14 protein-coding genes and 5 pseudogenes are annotated in these 19,926 nt (G+C 68.7%); 9 read left to right on the top strand and 10 right to left on the bottom strand.

Translation table 11 applies throughout. The features are described from left to right. Nucleotides 1-36: 36 nt before the first annotated feature. From OG627_RS25770 to OG627_RS25760, 3 genes are read left to right on the top strand one after another with little or no spacing between them, the layout of a single operon-like run. A complete protein-coding gene (locus OG627_RS25770; protein ID WP_329068941.1) occupies nt 37-813 on the top strand; it encodes an ATP-binding cassette domain-containing protein in 777 nt (258 codons plus the stop codon). Continuing rightward, nucleotides 807-2,108 carry a DUF7224 domain-containing protein gene (locus OG627_RS25765; protein WP_329068939.1) on the top strand — a complete coding sequence of 434 codons (1,302 nt, stop codon included), beginning with the start codon at nt 807-809 and terminating at the stop codon, nt 2,106-2,108. The genes OG627_RS25770 and OG627_RS25765 overlap by 7 nt, the downstream gene beginning before the upstream one ends. Beyond that, on the top strand, nt 2,095-2,742 hold the full coding sequence (locus tag OG627_RS25760) for a hypothetical protein (protein WP_329068937.1): 648 nt from the start codon (nt 2,095-2,097) through the stop codon (nt 2,740-2,742). The genes OG627_RS25765 and OG627_RS25760 overlap by 14 nt, the downstream gene beginning before the upstream one ends. A gap of 9 nt (nt 2,743-2,751) precedes the next feature. Here OG627_RS25760 and OG627_RS25755 read toward each other — a convergent pair. From OG627_RS25755 to OG627_RS25740, 4 genes and pseudogenes are all read right to left on the bottom strand, one after another. Then, a pseudogene (locus tag OG627_RS25755) lies at nt 2,752-2,877 on the bottom strand (IS5/IS1182 family transposase); the annotation flags it as partial. Between the two features lie 109 nt (nt 2,878-2,986). Continuing rightward, a complete protein-coding gene (locus OG627_RS25750) occupies nt 2,987-3,301 on the bottom strand; it encodes an HNH endonuclease (protein WP_329068935.1) in 315 nt (104 codons plus the stop codon). A gap of 149 nt (nt 3,302-3,450) precedes the next feature. Then, nucleotides 3,451-3,549: pseudogene (locus OG627_RS25745) on the bottom strand (hypothetical protein); the annotation flags it as partial. A gap of 33 nt (nt 3,550-3,582) precedes the next feature. Further along, complete coding sequence (locus OG627_RS25740) at nt 3,583-4,338, bottom strand: transposase family protein (protein WP_329072979.1); 756 nt, start codon at nt 4,336-4,338, stop codon at nt 3,583-3,585. A 315-nt stretch (nt 4,339-4,653) separates the two neighbouring features. Between OG627_RS25740 and OG627_RS25735 the strand changes: the two are divergent. The 4 genes and pseudogenes from OG627_RS25735 (at nt 4,654) to OG627_RS25720 (ending at nt 7,957) form a co-directional block, all read left to right on the top strand. Then, nucleotides 4,654-6,058 (top strand): annotated as a pseudogene (locus tag OG627_RS25735) (IS1380 family transposase). Beyond that, nucleotides 6,003-6,692, top strand: coding sequence for a MerR family transcriptional regulator (locus OG627_RS25730; protein WP_329068933.1), 690 nt, complete (start codon nt 6,003-6,005; stop codon nt 6,690-6,692). Before OG627_RS25735 ends, OG627_RS25730 begins: the two are co-directional and overlap by 56 nt. 75 nt (nt 6,693-6,767) lie before the next feature. Continuing rightward, on the top strand, nt 6,768-7,112 hold the full coding sequence (locus OG627_RS25725) for an NIPSNAP family protein (protein ID WP_329068931.1): 345 nt from the start codon (nt 6,768-6,770) through the stop codon (nt 7,110-7,112). A 96-nt stretch (nt 7,113-7,208) separates the two neighbouring features. Further along, nucleotides 7,209-7,957, top strand: a pseudogene (locus OG627_RS25720) (transposase family protein). Between the two features lie 8 nt (nt 7,958-7,965). Here OG627_RS25720 and OG627_RS25715 read toward each other — a convergent pair. Further along, a pseudogene (locus OG627_RS25715) lies at nt 7,966-8,641 on the bottom strand (maturase); the annotation flags it as partial. Nucleotides 8,642-9,028: 387 nt separating this feature from the next. Further along, a complete protein-coding gene (locus OG627_RS25710; protein ID WP_329068930.1) occupies nt 9,029-9,805 on the bottom strand; it encodes a DUF6415 family natural product biosynthesis protein in 777 nt (258 codons plus the stop codon). 359 nt (nt 9,806-10,164) lie between these two features. Between OG627_RS25710 and OG627_RS25705 the strand changes: the two genes are divergently transcribed. Continuing rightward, nucleotides 10,165-10,809, top strand: coding sequence for a hypothetical protein (locus OG627_RS25705; RefSeq protein ID WP_329068929.1), 645 nt, complete (start codon nt 10,165-10,167; stop codon nt 10,807-10,809). Between the two features lie 232 nt (nt 10,810-11,041). After that, nucleotides 11,042-12,175, top strand: a complete 1,134-nt coding sequence (locus OG627_RS25700; protein WP_329068927.1) for a hypothetical protein — start codon at nt 11,042-11,044, stop codon at nt 12,173-12,175. Nucleotides 12,176-12,528: 353 nt separating this feature from the next. Here OG627_RS25700 and pulA read toward each other — a convergent pair whose 3' ends face one another. The 4 genes from pulA to OG627_RS25680 form a co-directional block, all read right to left on the bottom strand. Further along, nucleotides 12,529-15,159, bottom strand: coding sequence for a pullulanase-type alpha-1,6-glucosidase (gene pulA, locus OG627_RS25695; protein ID WP_329068925.1), 2,631 nt, complete (start codon nt 15,157-15,159; stop codon nt 12,529-12,531). Between the two features lie 126 nt (nt 15,160-15,285). Then, entirely contained in the window at nt 15,286-16,989 is a 1,704-nt protein-coding gene (locus OG627_RS25690; protein WP_329068923.1) for a carbohydrate-binding module family 20 domain-containing protein, read from the bottom strand. Between the two features lie 94 nt (nt 16,990-17,083). Continuing rightward, on the bottom strand, nt 17,084-18,184 hold the full coding sequence (locus tag OG627_RS25685) for a LacI family DNA-binding transcriptional regulator (protein WP_443073538.1): 1,101 nt from the start codon (nt 18,182-18,184) through the stop codon (nt 17,084-17,086). Then, nucleotides 18,181-19,854: a glycoside hydrolase family 13 protein gene (locus OG627_RS25680; RefSeq protein ID WP_329068919.1), complete on the bottom strand. Its 1,674-nt coding sequence runs from the start codon at nt 19,852-19,854 to the stop codon at nt 18,181-18,183. The genes OG627_RS25685 and OG627_RS25680 overlap by 4 nt, the downstream gene beginning before the upstream one ends. Between the last annotated feature and the right edge of the window lie 72 nt (nt 19,855-19,926).

Genomic DNA, 19,926 nt, shown 5'->3' with positions numbered 1-19,926 from the left:
TGGCGGGCCCATCACGCATTTCGGGGAATTATATCTATGACGGTTACTCCGGTTGCCCGGTTGACGGCCCTTACACAGGGATACGGTGGTCGACGCATCATCGAGGATCTCAATCTGTCCATTCGGCCAGGTGTCACTGGATTGTTGGGTCCCAACGGAGCAGGCAAGACCACGCTCTTCCGTACCCTCGCCACGATCGCGCCGCCGCAGAGCGGGGAACTGGCGTTGTTCGGTAAGCCCGTCACCAGTGAACGGGAGGTCCGGCAAGTTCGTCGCCGGATTGGTTACCTGCCCCAGGACTTCGGCTACTATCCGGCGTTCTCCATTACCGACTTCGTCCGCTACTGCGCCTGGTTGCGTGAGGTTCCCTCCAAGGAGGCCGGGCCGGCCGCTGAGGAGGCGCTGGCTGCGGTCGGACTGGCAGATCGGGCGCGCGACCGCATGAAGTCACTGTCCGGTGGCATGCTCCGTCGTGCCGGGATCGCTGCGGCCATCGTCGGCTCTCCCTCTCTGCTCCTGCTCGATGAGCCCACCGTCGGCCTCGACCCGGCGCAGCGCCTCGACTTCCGTGAACTCATCCGTTCACTTGCCCGCGAGGGTGCTGCCGTTGTGCTCAGCACACACCTTGTGGAGGATGTGGGCGCTGCCTGCGACACCGTCCTCGTACTGGACAAGGGGCAGGTCGCCCATAGCGGTACGCCACAGCAACTGGCAGAGCTGTCCACGCCGACGGCTCCGGGGGACAGCCCGCTGGAGCGCGGTTACATGAATGTCCTGGGTAACCGCCGACCGACCGAGGAAGCGGCATGCTGAACACCTACCGCATCGAGCTACGGCGCTCACCTCTGCTCACTGTCTTCCCCTTGATGATCATCGTGGACCTGGTGGTGCTTTTCGGGCGCTCCCAGTACTGGATCGGCGTGTGGCCCGAGGCCAGTGTTGCGGCACAGATCGTCACGCTTTTCCTGGGGCCCGTGCTCGCCGGTGTTTCCGCCTGGCAGGCCGGGCGCTCCTCTCGTTCGGGGATGCCCGAGTTCCTCCTCGCGGCTGCCCGGCCGGGCTGGCGGATCGAGGCCGCGCGACTGGCCGCCACCCTTACCCTCGGATTCCTCGCGTACGGAGTCGGGTGCCTCACCGCGGCGGCCGTCTCGCTGGGTGACGCGGGGCCGGGCTTCTTGTGGCCGTCCTACCTGCTGTTAGGGGCCGCAACCCTGATTATCTTCGCGTCGGTGGGACACCTGGCCGGTCGCTGGTGGCCCTCGCCTGGATTCACTCCTGTGATCTGTGCGCTGGGCTGCTTCATCAGCATGCTGGCCCTGCCGTTCAGGCTCAATGTCCTGGCGGGGCCGCCGGACACCTACCTGCGCCCGCTGCCGCTCGCTGTCCGTCTGTTTCTGGCTCTCGCGCTCGCCGTGCTGGCGGTCACGGCGCCCCCACTGACGAGGACGGTGGAGCGTCAGATGCCCCGTCGGAAACTGCCTCGTCACATGGGCGGTGTCGTCGTCGGGTCGGTGGTCTGTTCCCTTATCGCACTGGCTATGCTTCCGGCCGCCGGTGAACTGCGCGTGGAGCGTTCGGCTTCGGCGACCGCACCGCTATGCGACCGTGCCGAGGAGAGTGCGCCACGGGTGTGTGTCTGGCCCGAGCACCGGAAGTACCTGCCGGACCTCGCGCGAATGGCTGAGCGCTTCGACCGGCTTGCTCAACCAGGGATCAAGTCTCCGCGCGAATTCTACGAGTTCGGGCTGCGGCGAGGCGAATTGGGAGACCGAGGGTTCGACATCGCCGAAGGACACGTACGTACCGCAGCGATGGCTATGGCCAACCAGGTGTTCACTGAGTCGTTTGGCCGATGCACACCGCCTCGCCAGGAGCGCCGTGCGTGGCAGGCCATCAACAGCATCCACATCTGGCTCGAATACCGTGCCATGGCCCAGGATCCTGCTGTCGCCGACAAGGGGCTCCATCTTGAAGGAGTCGCTACCGCCCAGCGTGAGGCAACCGAGGCCGCGCGGATGTCGTCGGCTGATCAGCAGAAGTGGGTTGCGCAGGAGCGTAGCCATTTCCTTCGTGAGACCTCCTGGTGTGCGCCTGATGAATGGCACTGACCTGTTCAGCTATGCAAGAGTCCACCGGGGCGGAGCGATCCTTCTTGGAACGGCAGTTGTTGCCCTGGTGTCGGCATTCTTCGGTGGCGCCCATGTGGCGCTTCCCTCCATCGGCAGCGGGGGACTCACGTCAGGTGTGCCCTACCGGCAACAGCTTCCGCTTCTGTCGGCGGTCTTCCTGACCGCCGCGCTCGACGGAGCCATGTCGGCACATGACGAGATGGGTGCATCCACGATGCACCGATTTCGCATCGCATACTGCACCGCACTGACACTGACGGCTTGCGTCTTCTCCTTCGGTGCTGAAGCGCTCGCCATCGGGCCGGAACATGGCGTCGTGTTCGTCCGATCCCTTTTGATCTGGCTCGGCCTGGCCCTGCTATCCGTCAGGTTGCTGGGGCAGCAACTCAGCTGGGCCATCCCCCTGACGTCCGCCTTCCTGTTGATCTGGTATCCCCTCAAATGGTGGGATTGGACGTCCACCCCGGCTACAGACGCATTTAGTTGGGCTGCTGCCGCAATCGCCTTGACCGTCGGATTTGCTGCGACCGCGGCAACTCCTTGGCGGAGAAGGGGCTTCCGTCGCAGGAGAAAGCTGTCAGCAAGGGAACCCGCGGCGCGATCAAACGCTTAAGACCGTGTCCTATGTGGTGAGGCGGATGAGGCGTTTGTAGCAGCAGAGGGCGGCGGCGAGACCGAGGAAGGCCAGGTAGCTGCGGGGTTGGCGTTCGTAGCGGTGGTTGAGTCTGCGGTAGCCGGTCAGCCAGGACGTTGGGTCGGCCGCGCGGTGAGGTGCTCGCCGTGGGGCGAGTCCTGTTCCGCGCGGCCTCCCGCCGAACCGGACATGACGGTTTCCCTGTCATCCGGCTCTCCAGTGACTACTGCGTGAGTGTTCTGGCCGGCTGTTCCGTATGGATGCGGTCGTGGCAGACATCGCAGGCCACGACCGTTTTGCGGCGTCGTTGGAGCATGACGCGCGCCCAGTCGGAAGGCTGCCATCCGGCATGTGCGAGGTCGGCGAGAGCCCGGACGTGACGCACCTGCACGTTGCCCTTGCTTCCACAGATTTCGCAGGTATCCGCCAGGAGTCTCGCAATGAGTTCCTTCTGCGGATAGTCCACCCGGACCGGCTCGCGGTCGGCGAGTTCCGCCGCTCGCTGCCTTTGGAGGGGGATTCCACCGAACCGTGCCACCAGTGGTTTCCTGTTCTTCCGCTCGATACGGGCCTCGAAGCAGACTCTGAGACCATGAGACCAATAGGTGTGTTGATTCTGGCCTTGTGCTTGACGGCCATCTTCGACACCGACGAGCGGTGCTTGGCAGCAAGAGTCTTGAGCATGGATGTCTCCATGACCCATTGCAGCCGATGCAGCCGGAAGACGTCTCCGGCGAGCAGGTAGTACTGGACAACACCCCGGTAAACGGTCCCGAACGTCGCCACGATCGCATGATCGCTGCTGAGCCTTTTCCAACCTCACGCCGAGGCGTGATGAAGGACGAGGACGGCCTGGACGATCGCGGTGATGCGGGTGGTGCTGCAGCGGAGCTTTCGTAGGAGGCGCCAGCCCTTCAGCGTGGCCATGGCCTGCTCGCCGAGGCAGCGGATCTTGGCGTGTGTGCTGTTGTGCCGGCGCTGCCACCGCTTGAGGCTGCGACCGCGGAAGGGTACTCGGATGGAACCACCGGCACCTTGATACGCCTTGTCGGCCCAGCACTTGAGGTCGGTGTCGGCTAGTGCGTCGACGATGCCGTGGGTGCGGGCGGCGGTCGGGGCGTGGGTGGAACCGGGCAGCGCGGGCGAGGCCCACAGCAGGCGGCCGAACGGGTCGGTGAGGACTTGGACGTTCATGACGTGGCGCTTGTGTTTTCCCGAGTAGTAGGGGGTGTCGGCGGCGATTCGGTCGATCGGCAGCAGGGTGCCGTCCAGGATCACGAACGCCTTGGTCCGCGTGATGCGCATCGCCTCGGCCAGGGTGGGCGCGAGAGCGGCCAGCACATCGACGGCCTCGTGTATGTAGCGGTACACGGTTGCGACGCCGATACCGAACCCGGCGGCGAGCTGGGCGTAGGTATCACCGCATCGCAGATGGGCCAGCGCGAGGAGAGCCTGACGGTTGGCGGTCAGGCGACGCCATCGGGTCCCGATCTCCCCTCGCCGGGCAACGAGCCGTCCCGTCAGGAACCGCAGGGTGCGACTGGACAGGTCGATCGACGACGGGCAGACAAGCACGCGAAGCTCCTGGTGGCTACGGGCGATCTTGGTCGAGAACCCGCCTACCAGGAGCTTCATCGTTCCACCGATCTGTCCAACACGCGGCCAGCCCCGTCAGGCTGGAAACGACTCAGTGGCTCCACGTCTCGCGACGGATTGAGCCCGCACCCGCCCGACCGGCGTACCCGACGGGACCAGCCAAGAGGGGGCTAGCCTCGGGTTTTCACTTGGGGTCCGTCCGAATCATGGGCGGTAACGCGAAAGTGCCTTCTGCGCTGGGACGATGAACCTTGTCGAGGGGTTCTGTCGGTCCAGGTGGAAGGCACTTTCTGCGTGCAGGGTATCGGTTCTCGTCCCAGGCTTCATGTCTCGGCGGACGGCGCCGGGATGGTCGGGCATGCCGGGGCACGGTTGCTGGCTGATCTCGCCGATGTCACCGGACTGACCAGCGCGTACTCCACCGCGCTGAGACCGCTCCGGCCACGAGGCACCGGTCATGACCCGGGCCGGATCGCCACCGACCTCGCCGTGACAGTGGCTGACGGCGGTCAGACCATCACGGATCTGGCCGTGCTGCGCGACCAGGGCGAGGTGTTCGGCCCGGTCGCCTCGACACCGACTGCCTGGCGGCTGCTGGCCGCCGTCGACGAACACGTACTGGACCGCCTGCGCTCGGCACGCGCCCAGGCCCGGGAAGTGGCCTGGCTGCAAACATCCGAGACCCGCGGCGGCATACCGGCGGCGACAGCCGGCGGACGGGAACTGCCCGGCCTGGTCCTGGACATCGACGCCACGCTGATCACCTGCCACTCGGACAAGGACCAGGCCGCACCCACCTACAAAGGCGGCTTCGGGTTCCACCCTCTGCTGTGTTTCCTGGCCAACACCGGCGAGGCGATGTCCGGGCGCCTTCGGCCCGGGAACGCCGGAGCCAACACCGCCGCAGACCACATCGCGGTCCTGAACGACGCTCTCGCACAGATCCCCGACGCCCACCGGCACGGCACCGACATCCTCGTCCGCACCGACAGCGCCGGATCCGCAAAGTCCTTCCTCACTCACGTTCGCAACCTGCGAACACGCGGAATCCGCACCTTCTTCTCGGTCGGATACGCCGTTGCCGAGCCGGTCCGCCGCGCGATCCGATCCCTGCCCGACCATGTCTGGCACCCCGCTCTGAACCAGGACGGCACCCTCCGCGAGTCCGCCGAGGTCGCCGAACTGACCGGCATGACCGACCTGAACGGTTATCCGGCCGGCACCCGCATCATCGTCCGCCGCGAACGCCCCCACCCCGGAGCCCAGCTCTCACTCTTCGACCAGGACGAGGGCATGCGGCATCAGGTCTTCCTCACCGATACCCCATTCGCCTCCGGCTCGGCCCAGTTCCTGGAGGTCCGTCACCGAGGACACGCCACCGTCGAGGATCACATCCGGTGCGGCAAGACCACCGGTTTCGGCCGCTTCCCCTCCCCGCCGCTTCGGCGTCAACGCCGCCTGGCTCGAACTCAGCCTCGCGGCGATCGACCTCCTCGCCTGGACCCGCGTCCTCCTGCTGGACGGCGAACTCGCGACTGCCGAACCCAAGAAACTCCGCTACCGGATCCTGCACGTCGCCGCCCGGATCACCCGGGGCGGCCGCCGCCTCCGCCTACGGATATCGGCAACCTGGCCCTGGCGACATGAACTCGCGGCCGCATTCCACCGACTGGCCGCACTACCCCGCCCCGCCAGCTGACTCGCCGTCCCCGCCCACCCTCGACTCAAAGGACCTTGGAGAACCCGACCCCGCATCGGGCCCTCACCATGCCCACCGGCCGACACGGGCTCAAACAACCTCGCTCAGCAGCTCAGCAGCCCCAACTGAAACGGCGAGGCTAGAGTTCACTATGCGTTCCAATGCCTCGACTGCCCCATCCAGCGGGGACGCTGCGGCGTCTCCAAGGGCCCTCTCGCCGTGCGAGGGCAGGCCGCCGCACAGTCTCGAATGGACCGCCGAGTGGAACCACGGTTCGGCCCCCGTGTCGCTGTCGATCAGTGAACTCGCTCACCGGTGCCAAGTGAGCACGCGGTCACTGCGGTACTACGAGGAGCAAGGTCTCCTGCTCCCGTCGCGCAACGCCGTGGGGCACCGCAGATACCAGGCAAAAGACGCCGACTGTGTTGGGTTTATCCAGCGTCTGTACGGCGCGGGCATGCCGAGCGACCTGATCCGTACGGTGGTCCAGGAGTGGAAACTTCCCGACTCCGCGCCCCGGATCGAGGCTTTACTGCGCACGCGGCACGCCGAACTCTCACGAGAAGCGGAAGAACTGCACGCCAAGCTGACCGGCCTGGAAGCCGTACTGAACGCGGTGACCGACAACAGCTGACTTGCCCTTCACGCCAGTGTGAACGTCTACCTTCCTCGCGAAAGCCCCGACGGGACTCGCAGGAAAGGCAGACATATGAGCAGCTACATGCTGGCGCAGCTCCAGCTCAAGTACGGTTTCGCGAATCTGGTGCGCTACGAAGCCGCCATGGTGACCATCCGTGAACTCTTCGAGTCGCAGGGCATCTCGCTGGTTGCGGGCACGGTGACGCAAGTCGGACCGCTGTACGAAGCGTTCAACCTGTGGGAGATCGAGGACCAGGGCCACCTGGAGCGCGCACTCGGCGCCTTGACGCTCAGTGATCCTCGCGCCCTGGCGGCCATGGGCGAGCTGGACGCCACCGTGGAACACGAACAGACGCGATTTCTCGGCTCACTCGCGTTCGCGGGGAGCCCGAACACTGACCCTTTTCCAGCCTGACGGGGCTGGCCGCGTGTTGGACAGATCGGTGGAACGATGAAGCTCCTGGTAGGCGGGTTCTCGACCAAGATCGCCCGTAGCCACCAGGAGCTTCGCGTGCTTGTCTGCCCGTCGTCGATCGACCTGTCCAGTCGCACCCTGCGGTTCCTGACCGGACGACTCGCTGCCCGGCGAGGGGAGATCGGGACCCGATGGCGTCGCCTGACCGCCAACCGTCAGGCTCTCCTCGCCCTGGCCCATCTGCGATGCCGTGACACCTACACCCAGCTCTCCACCGGGTCCGGGATCGGCATCGCGACCGCATACCGCTACATACGTGAAGCCGTCGACGTACTGGCCGCCTTCGCGCCCACCCTGGCCGAGGCGATGCGCATCACGCGGACCAAGGCGTTCGTGATCCTGGACGGCACCCTGCTGCCGATCGACCGAATCGCCGCCGACACCCCGTACTACTTGGGCAAACACAAGCGCCACGTCATGAACGTCCAAGTCCTCACCGACCCGTTCGGCCGCCTGCTGTGGGCCTCGCCCGCGCTGCCCGGTTCCACCCACGCCCCGACCGCCGCCCGCACCCACGGCATCGTCGACGCACTCACCGACGCCGACCTCAAGTGCTGGGCCGACAAGGCATACCAGGGCACCGGCGCCTCCATTCGGGTTCCCTTCCGCGGCCGTCGCCTCAAGCGGTGGCAGCGCCACCACAGCATGCCAAGATCCGCTGCCTCGGTGAGCAGGCCATGGCCACCCTGAAGACCTGGCGTCTCATACGGAAACTCCGCTGCAGCACCACCCGCATCACCGCGATCGTCCAGGCCGTCCTCGTCCTTCATCACGCCTCAGCGTGAGGTTGGAAAAGGCTCCTTGTTGCCCGGGTGCGGGCATGAGTGATCAGCGGCTTTTCCTGGGACAGTTTCAGCCTGAGTTCTTCACGCAGGAACCGGGCCAGACGTTGTTTGATCTGCTCGGCCTCGGTCTTCGGTCCGGTGAAACCAAGGAGATGGTCGTCCGCATAGCGTATGTAGCGCAGCCTGCGATATCCCGGATCGTTCGGATCCGAGCTCGGCAGGCTGACCATCCGCTGACGCATTGCACGGGCCTGGACCCGGTCACCGCGCCGACGGGCCTTCGCCAGCAGATTCTGCAACTCCAGATAGGCCGGAGAAGGTCGGCTCGTAATACGCCTCCAATAACAGGCGGATCACTTCACCGACGAGCTTGTCCGACCAGGTCGGCAGCCCCAACGGACGCATCGTCCCGTTCTTCTTCGGGATATGGACACGCCAGACCGGACGGAAACGGTAGCGCTCGTGACGCATTGCCTCGATGATCCGGCCGATCTTCCGCTGTGACATGCCGTCCACGGTTTCCGGTGTGACCCCGGGCGTCATCGCGCCATGGTTGGCGTAGATCCGCCCGTAGGCCAGCAGATACAACTGCGGATTGAACAGTTGCCGATACAGTTCCTCACCCGGCAGGCCACGCCTGCCGCGTTCACGCAGGACACCCAGCACCGTTTTGGTGCTCTGCATTTCGCATACCTCCCGAGTCTGTGGTGTCCGAATCACCTGGCCCCCTTCGCCCGATGTGGACGGCTTTCCCGTCCTCCCTGGCCGGTCGTAACTCCGGCGACTACTACGGGGCCTCCGTCGCCATAGGACTCGCGTCCCGTAGGCGATCCCACGTTCGTCCCTGTCTGTACGTTCTAGCGCGACTTAGGCGTCCCACTCATCTCCTTGAATGTCCTCACTGGACATCGCTCCGCACCCCGGAAGTGCACCGGGTCACAATGAAACCCAGTGCAGAGCGCGGCGCCGGTTTCAGCTGCCATTTCCGGCGAAGGATGGTGACCCCCTGCTCCTCACACCAGACCCCCAGTCCGTCACCGAGATCGACATGGTTGTCGCCAGCGCAGTAGGTCATCGCGCCCGCCGTGCGGTGAGCCGCAGTGCCGCCCCGGTCTCGCAGACCGTACGAGTCGGCTGGTCGTGGCGGGGCCTGTGCGCGTCGGCCAGGATGCGGGCCACCCGGGCGAGGGCCCGCAGCTGGACCCAGGTCCTGACGCGGTCCTCCTGCGGGGCGACGACGAGGAGCTGCTCAGCATCTCGCAGGGCCCCGGGCACCAGCACCCGGTCGCGCCCCTCGTACTCCCCGCGCCGCGCCTCCGCCATCGGGATCAGCGCCGCCAAGTGGCGCCGCATCAGGTCGGCCTGGTCGGTCAGGGACGAGTGACTGGTCGTCGACTGATGTGAGGCGAGCGCGGCGTCGCAGTCGTCCGCGATGACCCGGACGTTCCGCTCCATGGCGCACGTGGTGCACGCCCGCATGTGGTCGAGCAGGTCTCGGTGGACGGTCTCCCGCCGCTCCAGCGCCGCCAGGCGCTCGTGCCCGACCTGGAGGAGCGCGGCCACCACCTCGGGGTCGCAGAGCTGCCCGGGTCTGTCCACGGGCACGGCCCAGTACGGCCGCCGACGGTCTTCGACGGGGACCGTACAGTCGGGGCGCGGCACCGCGCACCACGTGCCCGAGCCGAGCCCGGAACCCTGCCGGTCGATCCACGCATCGGCCGTGCCGACCGGCACCAACACGTAGTAACAACGGCCTGGTTCACAGATCACCGGCCCGCTCAGCTGGGAGAGCGCGGCGCTGACGTACGACGGCGACCGACTGCCCACCGCAGCGTGCACGAGTCCCACCGGTGCCTTCACCGCGTCGAATACGCAACCGAGAGGGAGCAGGGCGGGAGAGCCGCCGTCCCATTCGTGCTGTGCCCGGTGCGCGTCCTCAGCGGCGGACAACAGCCATCGAGCGATCGATTCCGACGGTGCCCGGTCTTGCATCGCCGGCCTCACCGTACGGTTTCCAGTCCGCGAAGCGGGACCGCGGCCGAAGCCGGGGCGGGGTCGACGGGCCCGGCAGGAGCACCTCCGGCGGCGCCGCCTCCGAGGCCGGGCCGTACGGACACCGCGAGGATTTGGGCGATGCGCGTGGCGCAGCCTTTCTCCTCGCCCCGCTCACCCACCTCGTACCCGTGCGAGGTGACGTACCGTCCGCGATGCGCGATGATTTCTTCGGCACCGTGCAGGGGGTTGGTCACTTGCATGCGGTGCTCAGCGTCGTTCTCGTCGATGCTGAGCCCGTAGTCCCGCAGGTGACCGGCGAGTTTTCGCAAGCCGTTGGTATTCACACATTGACGGTCTCAGTACGGGAGTTCCTAGAGGATATGACAAGCTATGACACGAAGTCGATCATGAAAGTCACGATCACCGGCACGCGCGATACCGAGCACCGCCCCCTCAGTGAGTACGCAAATCTTTTTTTCGACTTTATAGGGCCATTCGCTGGCGCGCGGTCCCACTTCTTCATCGGCGGCGCAAAGGGAATCGATAGCCTGGCCCTGCTCTGGCTCGCCGAGAACACTGGCGCGAAGATCACAATCGTCGCGCCGGGGAGGCTCGCCCAGCAGCCTGCGGAGGCCCGCCAGGCTATCGCTCGCACACGCGGCCGGATCGAGGAAGTCATCGAACTCGCCGCCGCCGAACTGCGGACACCGGCCTACTTCGCCCGCAATCAGTGGATGGTCGACCGCGCAGATATGACGATCGGATTCCCCCGCGAGGACGCGCCTCCAACGGGGACCTGGCAGACGCTCAACTACACGGCGGACCAAGGAAAACCCAGGCTGATCGTGCCCGTATAGCGGAATTCTGCGTCACTATGGCGGAATGAACGGCAGAGCAACGGGGGCCACCGCACTGAAGCGCCTACGGCGACGGCGCGGGCTCTCTCTCGCGGACGTGGCACGGGCGCTCATCCAGTACGCGGAAGACCTGCGTCTTCCGCGCCTGCCTGCGGTGGCCAGCGTGCAACGGTCAGTGGCCCGCTGGGAGTCACCGACTCCCACGACGCCCGATGAGCGGTATCAGCTGGTCATGGCCCATCTGTACGCGCGCACTCCCTCCGGAGAATTGGCCGTTGGTACGGGAACCGACTTCGCGGAGTACCTTGCCGCGCTCGGACAGCTCGGCGAGAGCCAGACCCGGATCGCAGAGCTGCGTACTGCCCTCATGCGGACAGCTACCGACGCGGGCGGCGGCATGCTGGCGCTCCTCGCCTCCGGCACTCAAGCCGGCCTCGCTGACGCTCTCGCAGATCCCTCCCGGGCCGACGACACGACGGTGACGGCTCTGACCTCAGTCGTCGCTGACGTCAACGCCCAGGTGGGATCGCTACCGTTCGTGCGGCTGCAACTCATGCTCGCGCCCGCCGTTGAAATGTGTCGTCGCCTCCTGGCGGGGCCCCTTCCCACGCCGATCGCTCCAGCCGTGCGCAACGCAGCCGTGGCCGCGTCCGCACTAGCCGGGCGCCTTGCCTTCGAAACACGCGACGACTCGGCTTCCCAGGCGCTGTACGTCGAGGCGAGGCGCGAGGCCGCGCTTCTGGGACGGCCGTGGCGAGAGGCCGGCGTTTACATGAGCCATGCGCTCGTCACGCTGTACTCCGCCGAGGGCATCGCCGGCGCTCGCGTACTGGTCGACCAGGCCGTACGGACCGCTCGAACCGGGGACAGCACCCTCGTGCGAGCCCGCGCTCACGCTCTCCAGGCGGAGATCGCAGCACGGGCCGGGCAGGAGCGCCAGTCCCAGGCAGCGCTCGGGTTGAGCTGGTACGACATCGAGAACGACCACACCGACGACCCGGCTGCCACCTCCACATCGTTCTCAGCCGGGCATTTGCACGGATTCGAGGGAGTGTGTGAGCTGTACGTGGGCAACCCGGTCACGGCGCACGACCGGTTCGCCCGGTCGGTGGCGTCACTGACCGCGCCGCGCGAGCAGGTGCAGCGGGCCATCGTCACCACGGACCAAGCCCTGGCTCGAATCCGCATGGACGACCCTCACGCGGCTGCCGAACTTCTACACGACTGCGTCACGGCAGCGACCACGACCGGGGGTCGGGTTCCCGCAATCCGACTCCGGCGAGCCAGACAGGAACTGCGGCCGTGGAGGCGCGAGAGTTTCGTGGCTGACCTTGATGATCACCTCATGGATGTGCTCGGCACATAGCAGGCGCACCGCTGTCCGACGTGACGGTCCTCGGTAGTCCCACCCAAGAGAGGCGAACACCCCCTCCCGCAAGTGCAGGAGGGGGCGAAACCGTAACCCCGCGCACGCGGGGACCATGTCCGCCCGCCCGGTGCGCCCGAGGGGCGCGCGGGATCACCCCCGCACCCGCGGGGACCATGCCCGGTGAATCTGGTCAACGGTGGCGCGCGTCGGACCACCCCCGCAGCCGCGGGGACCATACTTCCTGACCTGGGCTCCTCGCGCCGGATAAGCGCCGCCGGCATCAGTCAGCTCAGCCCGACCATACCGACAGCGTTACGTCGCCGTACCGCCCATCAGGACACGCCCGCACCTCACCCCGCCCTGAACACCGCGACAGTACGGGCCGACACGGTGAAGGTGCCCGAACTCCGCTCGTAAGAGGATCCCTTGACCGTACGGTCGGATCCCGCCGCCTGTACCGGGTGCAGCGCGTACGTGCGGCCCGCGAGGTCCGGCACTCGCTGGTCGTGTGCCGCAGGCGTCGCGTTGAGGACGACGACCAGGTCGCCGAGGCGCATGGTGAGGACGCCGGGAGTCTCGCCGGGGCCGGAGAGCGGGAAGGACAGCGCGTTCTGCACCTCGCGGGCGGTGGTGAGCCCGAACGCCGGTTCCGTGGTGCGGATGCGCAGCAGGTCCCGGTAGGCGGCCGAGGCGGCCTCGGTGTCCCGGCAGCCGACGGTGAGCGAGGGGTTGGTCAGCAGTGGCCGCGCGTAGGGCCACTTGTCCTCGTTGTCGGCGGCGGGCGGCAGCCCCCGGCCGAAGCCGTTGCCGTCGCGGCAGTCCCAGTGGATGGCGTTGAACCAGTCGCCGCTGTCGTAGGAGTTGCGGTCGAGCGATTTGGAGCGCAGCAGATCCGTCCCGGCCTGGGAGAGCGCGGGCCCCTGCGAGAGGGTGGCGGTGGCGAGTGCCAGCACCTGCATGCGGGAGCGGTCGGCGGGCCCGGTCGACGGTGGCAGCTTGAAGGCGAGCGTGTCGAACAGGCTCTCGTTGTCGTGGGCGTCCGCGTAGGCCACGGCGTCGCCGGGGGCGGCCGCGTAGCCGGCCGGGGCGCCGTTGTAGTCGACGTCGGAGCCCCGTACCGCGCGGCCGGAGGTGTCGGTGAAGGTGTATCCGGCGAGGGCGCCGGTCAGCCCCACCTTGATCAGATCCTGGTAGTGCAGCAGCCGGGACCGCTGCTCGGCCGGAGTGCCGTTGGCGGGCGCGGAGTTGGGGTCGGTGTAGAGGCCGGAGGCGAAGCCCTGGACGCCCGGGTCCGCGTCGAAGGGGCTGCCGCCGCGCACCGCGTCGCGGGCCCGGTCGTCGAAGGTGGCGATGCCGGTGCCCGCCATGTTCCGCTGGGTGGCCTGGACGAAGCGGGCGTCGTCGGCGATCTCGCCGAAGTTCCAGCCCTCCCCGTACAGGACGATCTTCTTCCCGTCCACGCCGTCCTGACGGAGCGTCAGTGCGTCGAGCGCCTTGCGCACGGCGAGGATGTTGGCCTTCGGGTGGTGTCCCATCAGGTCGAAGCGGAAGCCGTCGACCTTGTACTGCCGCGCCCAGGTGACCACCGAGTCCACCACGAGCTTGCCCATCATGGCGTTCTCGGGCGCGGTGTTGGCGCAGCAGGTGGAGGTGGCGACGGAGCCGTCCTCCATCAGCCGCTGGTAGTAGCCGGGCACGATCCGGTCCAGGACGGAGGCGTCGTCCTGTCCCGAGGCGGCGGTGTGGTTGTAGACGACGTCCATGACCGTGCGCAGCCCGGCCCCGTTCAGCGACTGCACCATCCGGCGGAACTCGACCGTGCGCCGGGTGCCCTCCGGGTCGGAGGCGTAGGAGCCCTCGGGCACGGTGTAGTGCAGGGGGTCGTATCCCCAGTTGTAGGCGTCCCGCGCGGCGGTCAGCGCGACGCACGCCTGCTGCTGCGCCGAGTCGGGCGCGAAGACCTTCAGGTCACAGGGCGGCGTGGTCTGTTCGGAGCGGCGTTCGGGGATGGTGGCGATGTCGAAGGCCGGCAGGAGATGGACGTACGAGGTGCCGGCTGCGGCGAGCGCGCGCAGATGGCGCATGCCGTCGGAGCCGGAGTCGGTGAAGGCCAGATACTGGCCGGGGTGGGCGGAGGTGCGGTCGGCGATCGAGAAGTCGCGGATGTGCAGTTCCTGGATCCGCGCGTTCCGCAGCGGGACGGCGGCGGGCTTGGCCAGCCCGGCCCATCCCTTGGGTGCCAGCTCCGGATCGGCGAGGTCCACGACGAGGCTGCGCGCCGAGTCGGTGGTGAGCGCGGTCGAGTACGGGTCGGTGACCTTGTTGGTGACGTACTTCCCGGCGCCGGGCGCCCAGACCCGCACGGCGTACCGGTACGGCTTCCCGCTCCAGGACGCCGGGCCGCGCGCCTGCCAGACGCCGGAGGCGTCGTCGCGCTCCATGGGGACGGTGCGGCCGTCGAGTTCGAGGGCGACGGTGCGGGCGGTCGGCGCCCAGACGGAGAGCGTGGGCCGGCCGTGGGTGAACACCGGGCCGAGCGACGCCCTGGCCGCCCGCGCGCTGTAGAGGTCGTCGAGGACGCCCTGGGTCTGCACGCCGGTGGCGGCGAGCAGTGTGCCCTCGGCCGTGCGCTGGGTGGCGGTGAGCCGGCCGCGCAGGGCGGTACGGGCGCGTGCCCGGTCCCGTACGTCCACGGTGAACGCGGGCACGTCCTTGAGGTGCGGGTACGTGGCGCGCTGCGCGGCGGTGAGCCGGGTGGGCGCGAGGCGCAGCCGTCCCTCGTCGTAGTCCAGCTCCAGACGGGTCCCGGGGGTGGCGGTGACCTTCCAGACGACGGTGCCGGCGTCGATCCACTGCGCTTCGGAGGCGGTGGGGACCGGCGGGGGCGGGGGCGCGGCGGTGGCGGGCGCGGGCATGAGCACCGCGCACAGGACGGCGGCGAGGACGGCGGTCACCGTTCCGCGCGGGGACGGGCGTTTCACGCGAGGTCTCCTCGGGGGCAACTGGGGCGGGGGAAGGGCGTACGGGCAGGGTGAGGGGGCGCCGGACGGGCCGGGTGCGGCCCGTCCGGCGCCCGGAAGGGGTGTTGTCCTGTGCGTGCGGAGGGGCTACGGGCGCCAGGTGTCGTTCAGCGTGACCTTGCCGGAGGCGGGCACGGTCGCCGTGCGGTTCGCGCCGCTCTCCCAGGTCACCGCGCCGGCCGCGTCCTTGCGCAGGTACTTGTACGCGAAGGACGTACCGGCGGGCAGGGCCACGTCGAGCTTCCACACCGGGTAGGACGCCGGGTCGAGCTTCAGCGCGCTGCCGGTGTTCCAGTTGCCCAGCGCGGACTGGTCGCCGGTGACGTAGATGTTCTGCCCGAGGACCGTGGTCGCGTTGACGCCGAAGCTCGCGCCCGACGACCCCGTACCGCCGCCGTTGCTCCCGCCGGAGCAGGTGCGGGCGCCGGTGTGCAGCGCGAGCGCGGTGTTCGCGCCGAGGGTGGCGGTGAACTGTCCGGAGCCGTTCACCGTGACCGTACCGCCGCTCTGCACGTCGCAGTAGGCGCCGCTCGGCAGTGAGGTCTGGTAGGTGCGGGTGAGCGCGGAGCCCTCGTGGTTGATGGCCACGTATCCGGTCGAGCCGCGCCCGAAGGCGATCTGGTTCGCGCCGTTGTCCCACCAGTTGGTGACGGCCTGGCCGCGCGTGGTGTTGCGGAAGCCGACCATGGACGAGATCTCCCGCCACGCGTGCTGGCACTTCCAGCCGTCGCTGTAACAGGCGTTGACCGTACCGCCGTTGGGCGGGCCGGCGTCGTGGTCGGTGAACTCGTACCCGGAGTGCACGTCGGGCGAGCCGTAGGGCCAGGCCAGCATGAAGACGTTGGCGAGGGTGTAGTTGGCGCCGTCCTTGTAGCTGAGGGTGTCACCGCCGCGCTCGGTGTCGTGGTTGTCCACGAAGACGGCGGACTTGCCCGACTCCATGTATCCCCAGCTCTCGCCGTAGTTCTTGAGGTTGGCGAGCTTCTCGTTGTTGAAGGTCCGCTTCAGGTCGCGGGCGTAGCGGAACTCCTGCACGTCTCCGGTGCCGAGGTACTCGCTGGGCGAGACGGCCTCGCCCGCGCCGTAGATGGCCTCCTGCTTCCAGTAGGCGCCCGTATTGCTGAGCCGGCTCTTGATGTTGGCGAGGTCGGCGGCGGCCATGTGCTTGGCGCCGTCGATCCGGAAGCCGTCGACGCCGAGGGAGAGGAGGTCGTTCAGGTACGAGGCGATCCGGCCGCGCACGTAGTCGGCGCCGGTGTCGAGGTCCGAGAGGCCGACCAGTTCGCAGTTCTGCACGTTGGAACGGTCGTTGTAGTTGCTGATGTTCGTCCGGCAGGTGTGGAAGTCGGCGTCCGAGTAGGTTCCGGGGTAGTTGTACTTGGTGTACGAGGAGCCGCCGGTGCCGGTGCCGCTGCCGGCCGTCATGTGGTTGATGACCGTGTCGGCGACGACCTTGACACCGGCGCCGTGGCAGGTGTTCACCATGTTCGAGAAGGCGGCACGGTTCCCGAGCCGGCCGGCGATCTGGTAGCTGACGGGCTGGTACGAGGTCCACCACTGGCTGCCCTGGATGTGCTCCTGGGGCGGTGAGACCTGGACGTAGCCGTAGCCGGCCGGGCCGAGGGTGTCCGTGCACGCCTTGGCTATGGAGTCGAACTTCCACTCGAAGAGGACGGCGGTGACGTCCTTGGAGCCGGGCGGGGCCGCCTGGGCGGTCCCGCCGGGTACGGCGAGGGCGGCTGCCGCGCCGGCCACGAGGGCGAGCGTGGCGGCCAGGGATCTGCGGGCCATGATTCCTCCAACAACACTGGTGGGGAAGTGCGGGTGCAGGTGCTGGTGGTGCTGAACGGGTGATGCTCGACGGGTGATGCTCGACCGGCCGTGCTCAGCCGGTGGTACGTGCCGCACGCGTGGTACGGGCCGTGCGGGCGGTGGTGCGGGTGGTGCGTCTGTGGGTGGTGGTGGAGCCGCGGACCACCAGCTCGGGCTGGAAGACGTACTCGGTGCGCTGTACGGGGCTGCCGCCGATCTCCTCCAGCAGCGCGCCGACGGCCGCCGCCGCCATCGCCCGTACCGGCTGGCGCACCGTGGTCAGCGGCGGGTCGGTGAAGGCGATCAGCAGCGAGTCGTCGTACCCGACGACCGAGAGGTCGTACGGCACGCGCAGCCCGCGCTCCCGGGCCGCGCGCACCGCGCCGAGCGCCATGAGGTCGCTGCCGCAGACGATGCCGGTGCAGCCGAGGCCGAGCAGGGCGTCGGCCGCGACCTGGCCGCCCTCGACTCCGTACAGCGTGCAGCGGACCAGCTCCTCGGCCTCCGCCCAGGCCAGCCCCAGCATTCCGACGGCCGCGTCGAGGAAGCCCTCGCGCTTGCGCCGGGACGGCACGTAGCGCTGCGGCCCGGTCGCGAGCCCTATCCGCCGGTGGCCCAGCTCGGCGAGGTGGGCGACGGCCATCCCGACCGCCGCGTGGTCGTCGGCGGAGACGAAGGGCGCGCTGACGCGCTCGTTGTAGCCGTTGATCAGCACGTAGGGCACCCCGCGCGCGGTGAGCGCCGCGTAGCGCGCCGGGTCGGCCGAGGTGTCGGCGTGCAGCCCGGACAGGAAGACGATGCCGCTGACGTCCCGGTCGACGAGCTGCTCGACCAGCTCGTCCTCCGTCGCGCCGCCGGGCAGTTGGGTGCAGAGGACGGGGGTGTGGCCGTGTCCGGCCAGCACCTGTTCGATGGCCTGCGCGAAGGCGGGAAAGACCGGGTTGGTGAGTTCGGGGGTCACCAGCCCGATCAGTCCCGCGCCGCCGCGCCGGGCCCCGGCGGGGCGCTGCCCGCCGAGGACGTCGAGCGCCGCGAGCACCCGCCCCCGGGTGGTGTCGGCGACACCCGGCCTGCCGTTCAGGACGCGGCTGACGGTCGCCTCGCTGACCGCCGCCCGGCCCGCGATGTCCACGAGTCGCGGGGCGCCGCCTCCTTGCGGCAGGAGGGCGTTCACACGGTCCACCACACCGTGGTGTCGGCGGGCAGTTCGGTGACGGGGCCCTCGGACACCGGCACCGGTCCGCTCGCCAGCAGCAGCCGGCCCGGTGTGTCGATCCGTACGGCCGTGTCCGTGGTGTTGACCGTGCAGACGAAGCCGGTCCTGGCGAGGTGGAGCACGCCTTCGGGGGCGTCGTGCCACTCCACGGCGGTGCCGGCGCCCAGGTCCGGGTGCTCCCTGCGCACGGTCAGCGCCGACCGGTACAGCTCCAGGGTGGAGCCGGGGTCGCCGGTCTGCGCCTCGACGGAGAGCGCGCCCCAGCCGTCCGGCTGCGGGAGCCAGCTGGAGCCCTCGCCGAAGCCGTACGAACTGCCCTCGCGCGTCCAGGGGATGGGCACCCGGCAGCCGTCGCGGAAGCCGTCCTGGCCGTCGGCGCGGAAGAAGGACGGGTCCTGCCTGACCTCGTCGGGCAGGTCGGTGACGTCGGGCAGCCCGAGTTCCTCGCCCTGGTACAGGTAGGCGGAGCCGGGCAGCGCCAGCATGAGCAGGGTCGCGGCGCGCGCCCTGCGCAGTCCGAGCGCGCGGTCGCCGGGCTCGCGGGTCTGGGTGCCGGTGCCGGGCGGTCCGGCGAAGCGGGTGGCGTGCCGGGTCACGTCGTGGTTGGAGAGCACCCAGGTGGCGGGGGCGCCGACGGGACGCATCGCGGCGAGCGACACGTCGATGACCTCGCGCAGCGCGGCGGCCTCCCACGAGGTGCCCAGGTACTGGAAGTTGAACGCCTGGTGGAGTTCGTCGGGGCGTACGTAGTTGGCGGTGCGCTCGACGGTCGGGGTCCACGCCTCGGCGACGGCGATCCGGTCGCCGGGGTACTCGTCGAGGATGGTGCGCCACTGCCGGTAGATCTCGTGCACCCCGTCCTGGTCGAAGAAGGGCATGACGTCATTGCCGAGCAGCCGGAGCTGTCCCGCGTCGCCGATGTCGGGCAGTCCGGCCGCCTTGACCAGGCCGTGGGCGACATCGACCCGGAAGCCGTCGACGCCCATGTCCAGCCAGAAGCGCAGGATGGAGCGGAACTCGTCGGCGACGGCCGGGTGGTCCCAGTCGAAGTCGGGCTGCTCGGGGGCGAAGAGGTGCAGATACCAGTCGCCGGGGGTGCCGTCCGGGTCGGTGGTCCTGGTCCAGGCGGGGCCGCCGAAGATGGACTCCCAGTCGTTGGGCGGCAGTTCGCCGTCCGCGCCCTTGCCGGGACGGAAGTGGTAGCGCTCGCGCAGTGCGGACCCGGGGCCCTCGCGCAGGGCGCGCCGGAACCATTCGTGCTCCACCGAGGAGTGGTTGGGCACGAGGTCCACGATGATCCGCAGGTCCAGTTCGTGGGCGTCGCGGATCAGCGCGTCGGCGTCCAGCAGGGTGCCGAACATCGGGTCGATGGCGCGGTAGTCGGCCACGTCGTACCCGGCGTCGGCCTGCGGGGAGGCGTAGAAGGGGCTGAGCCATACGGCGTCGACGCCCAGCTCCGCGAGGTGGGGAAGCCGGCGGCGCACCCCTTCGAGGTCGCCCATCCCGTCGCCGTTCCCGTCGGCGAAGCTGCGTGGATAGACCTGGTAGATCACCGCGTCCCGCCACCAGCCGTGGCCCGGGGCGTCGTCGGACGTGCCGGTGAGGGGGGCAGTGAGGTGCTGGGTCATGTCGTCCCTGGAGTGTCTGGGGGGCGGGGGGCGGCGCCGCGCCGGGTGGGCCGTCGGCGCCGTCTTCGTGGT

This window comes from Streptomyces sp. NBC_01429 (assembly GCF_036231945.1).
Taxonomy (GTDB): domain Bacteria; phylum Actinomycetota; class Actinomycetes; order Streptomycetales; family Streptomycetaceae; genus Streptomyces.
Note: the sequence above shows the minus strand (reverse complement) of the source record. Positions and strands in the feature narration are given on the sequence as shown.

Bases quoted from the DNA above. Each gene is read 5' to 3' on its own strand.
- OG627_RS25690 (WP_329068923.1), bottom strand. From the start codon at position 16,989: ATGGCCCGCAGATCCCTGGCCGCCACGCTCGCCCTCGTGGCCGGCGCG.
- OG627_RS25725 (WP_329068931.1), top strand. From the start codon at position 6,768: ATGAGCAGCTACATGCTGGCGCAGCTCCAGCTCAAGTACGGTTTCGCG.
- OG627_RS25770 (WP_329068941.1), top strand. From the start codon at position 37: ATGACGGTTACTCCGGTTGCCCGGTTGACGGCCCTTACACAGGGATAC.
- OG627_RS25760 (WP_329068937.1), top strand. From the start codon at position 2,095: ATGAATGGCACTGACCTGTTCAGCTATGCAAGAGTCCACCGGGGCGGA.
- OG627_RS25700 (WP_329068927.1), top strand. From the start codon at position 11,042: ATGGCCCATCTGTACGCGCGCACTCCCTCCGGAGAATTGGCCGTTGGT.
- OG627_RS25705 (WP_329068929.1), top strand. From the start codon at position 10,165: ATGCGCGATGATTTCTTCGGCACCGTGCAGGGGGTTGGTCACTTGCAT.
- OG627_RS25765 (WP_329068939.1), top strand. From the start codon at position 807: ATGCTGAACACCTACCGCATCGAGCTACGGCGCTCACCTCTGCTCACT.
- OG627_RS25680 (WP_329068919.1), bottom strand. From the start codon at position 19,854: ATGACCCAGCACCTCACTGCCCCCCTCACCGGCACGTCCGACGACGCC.
- OG627_RS25730 (WP_329068933.1), top strand. From the start codon at position 6,003: ATGAACTCGCGGCCGCATTCCACCGACTGGCCGCACTACCCCGCCCCG.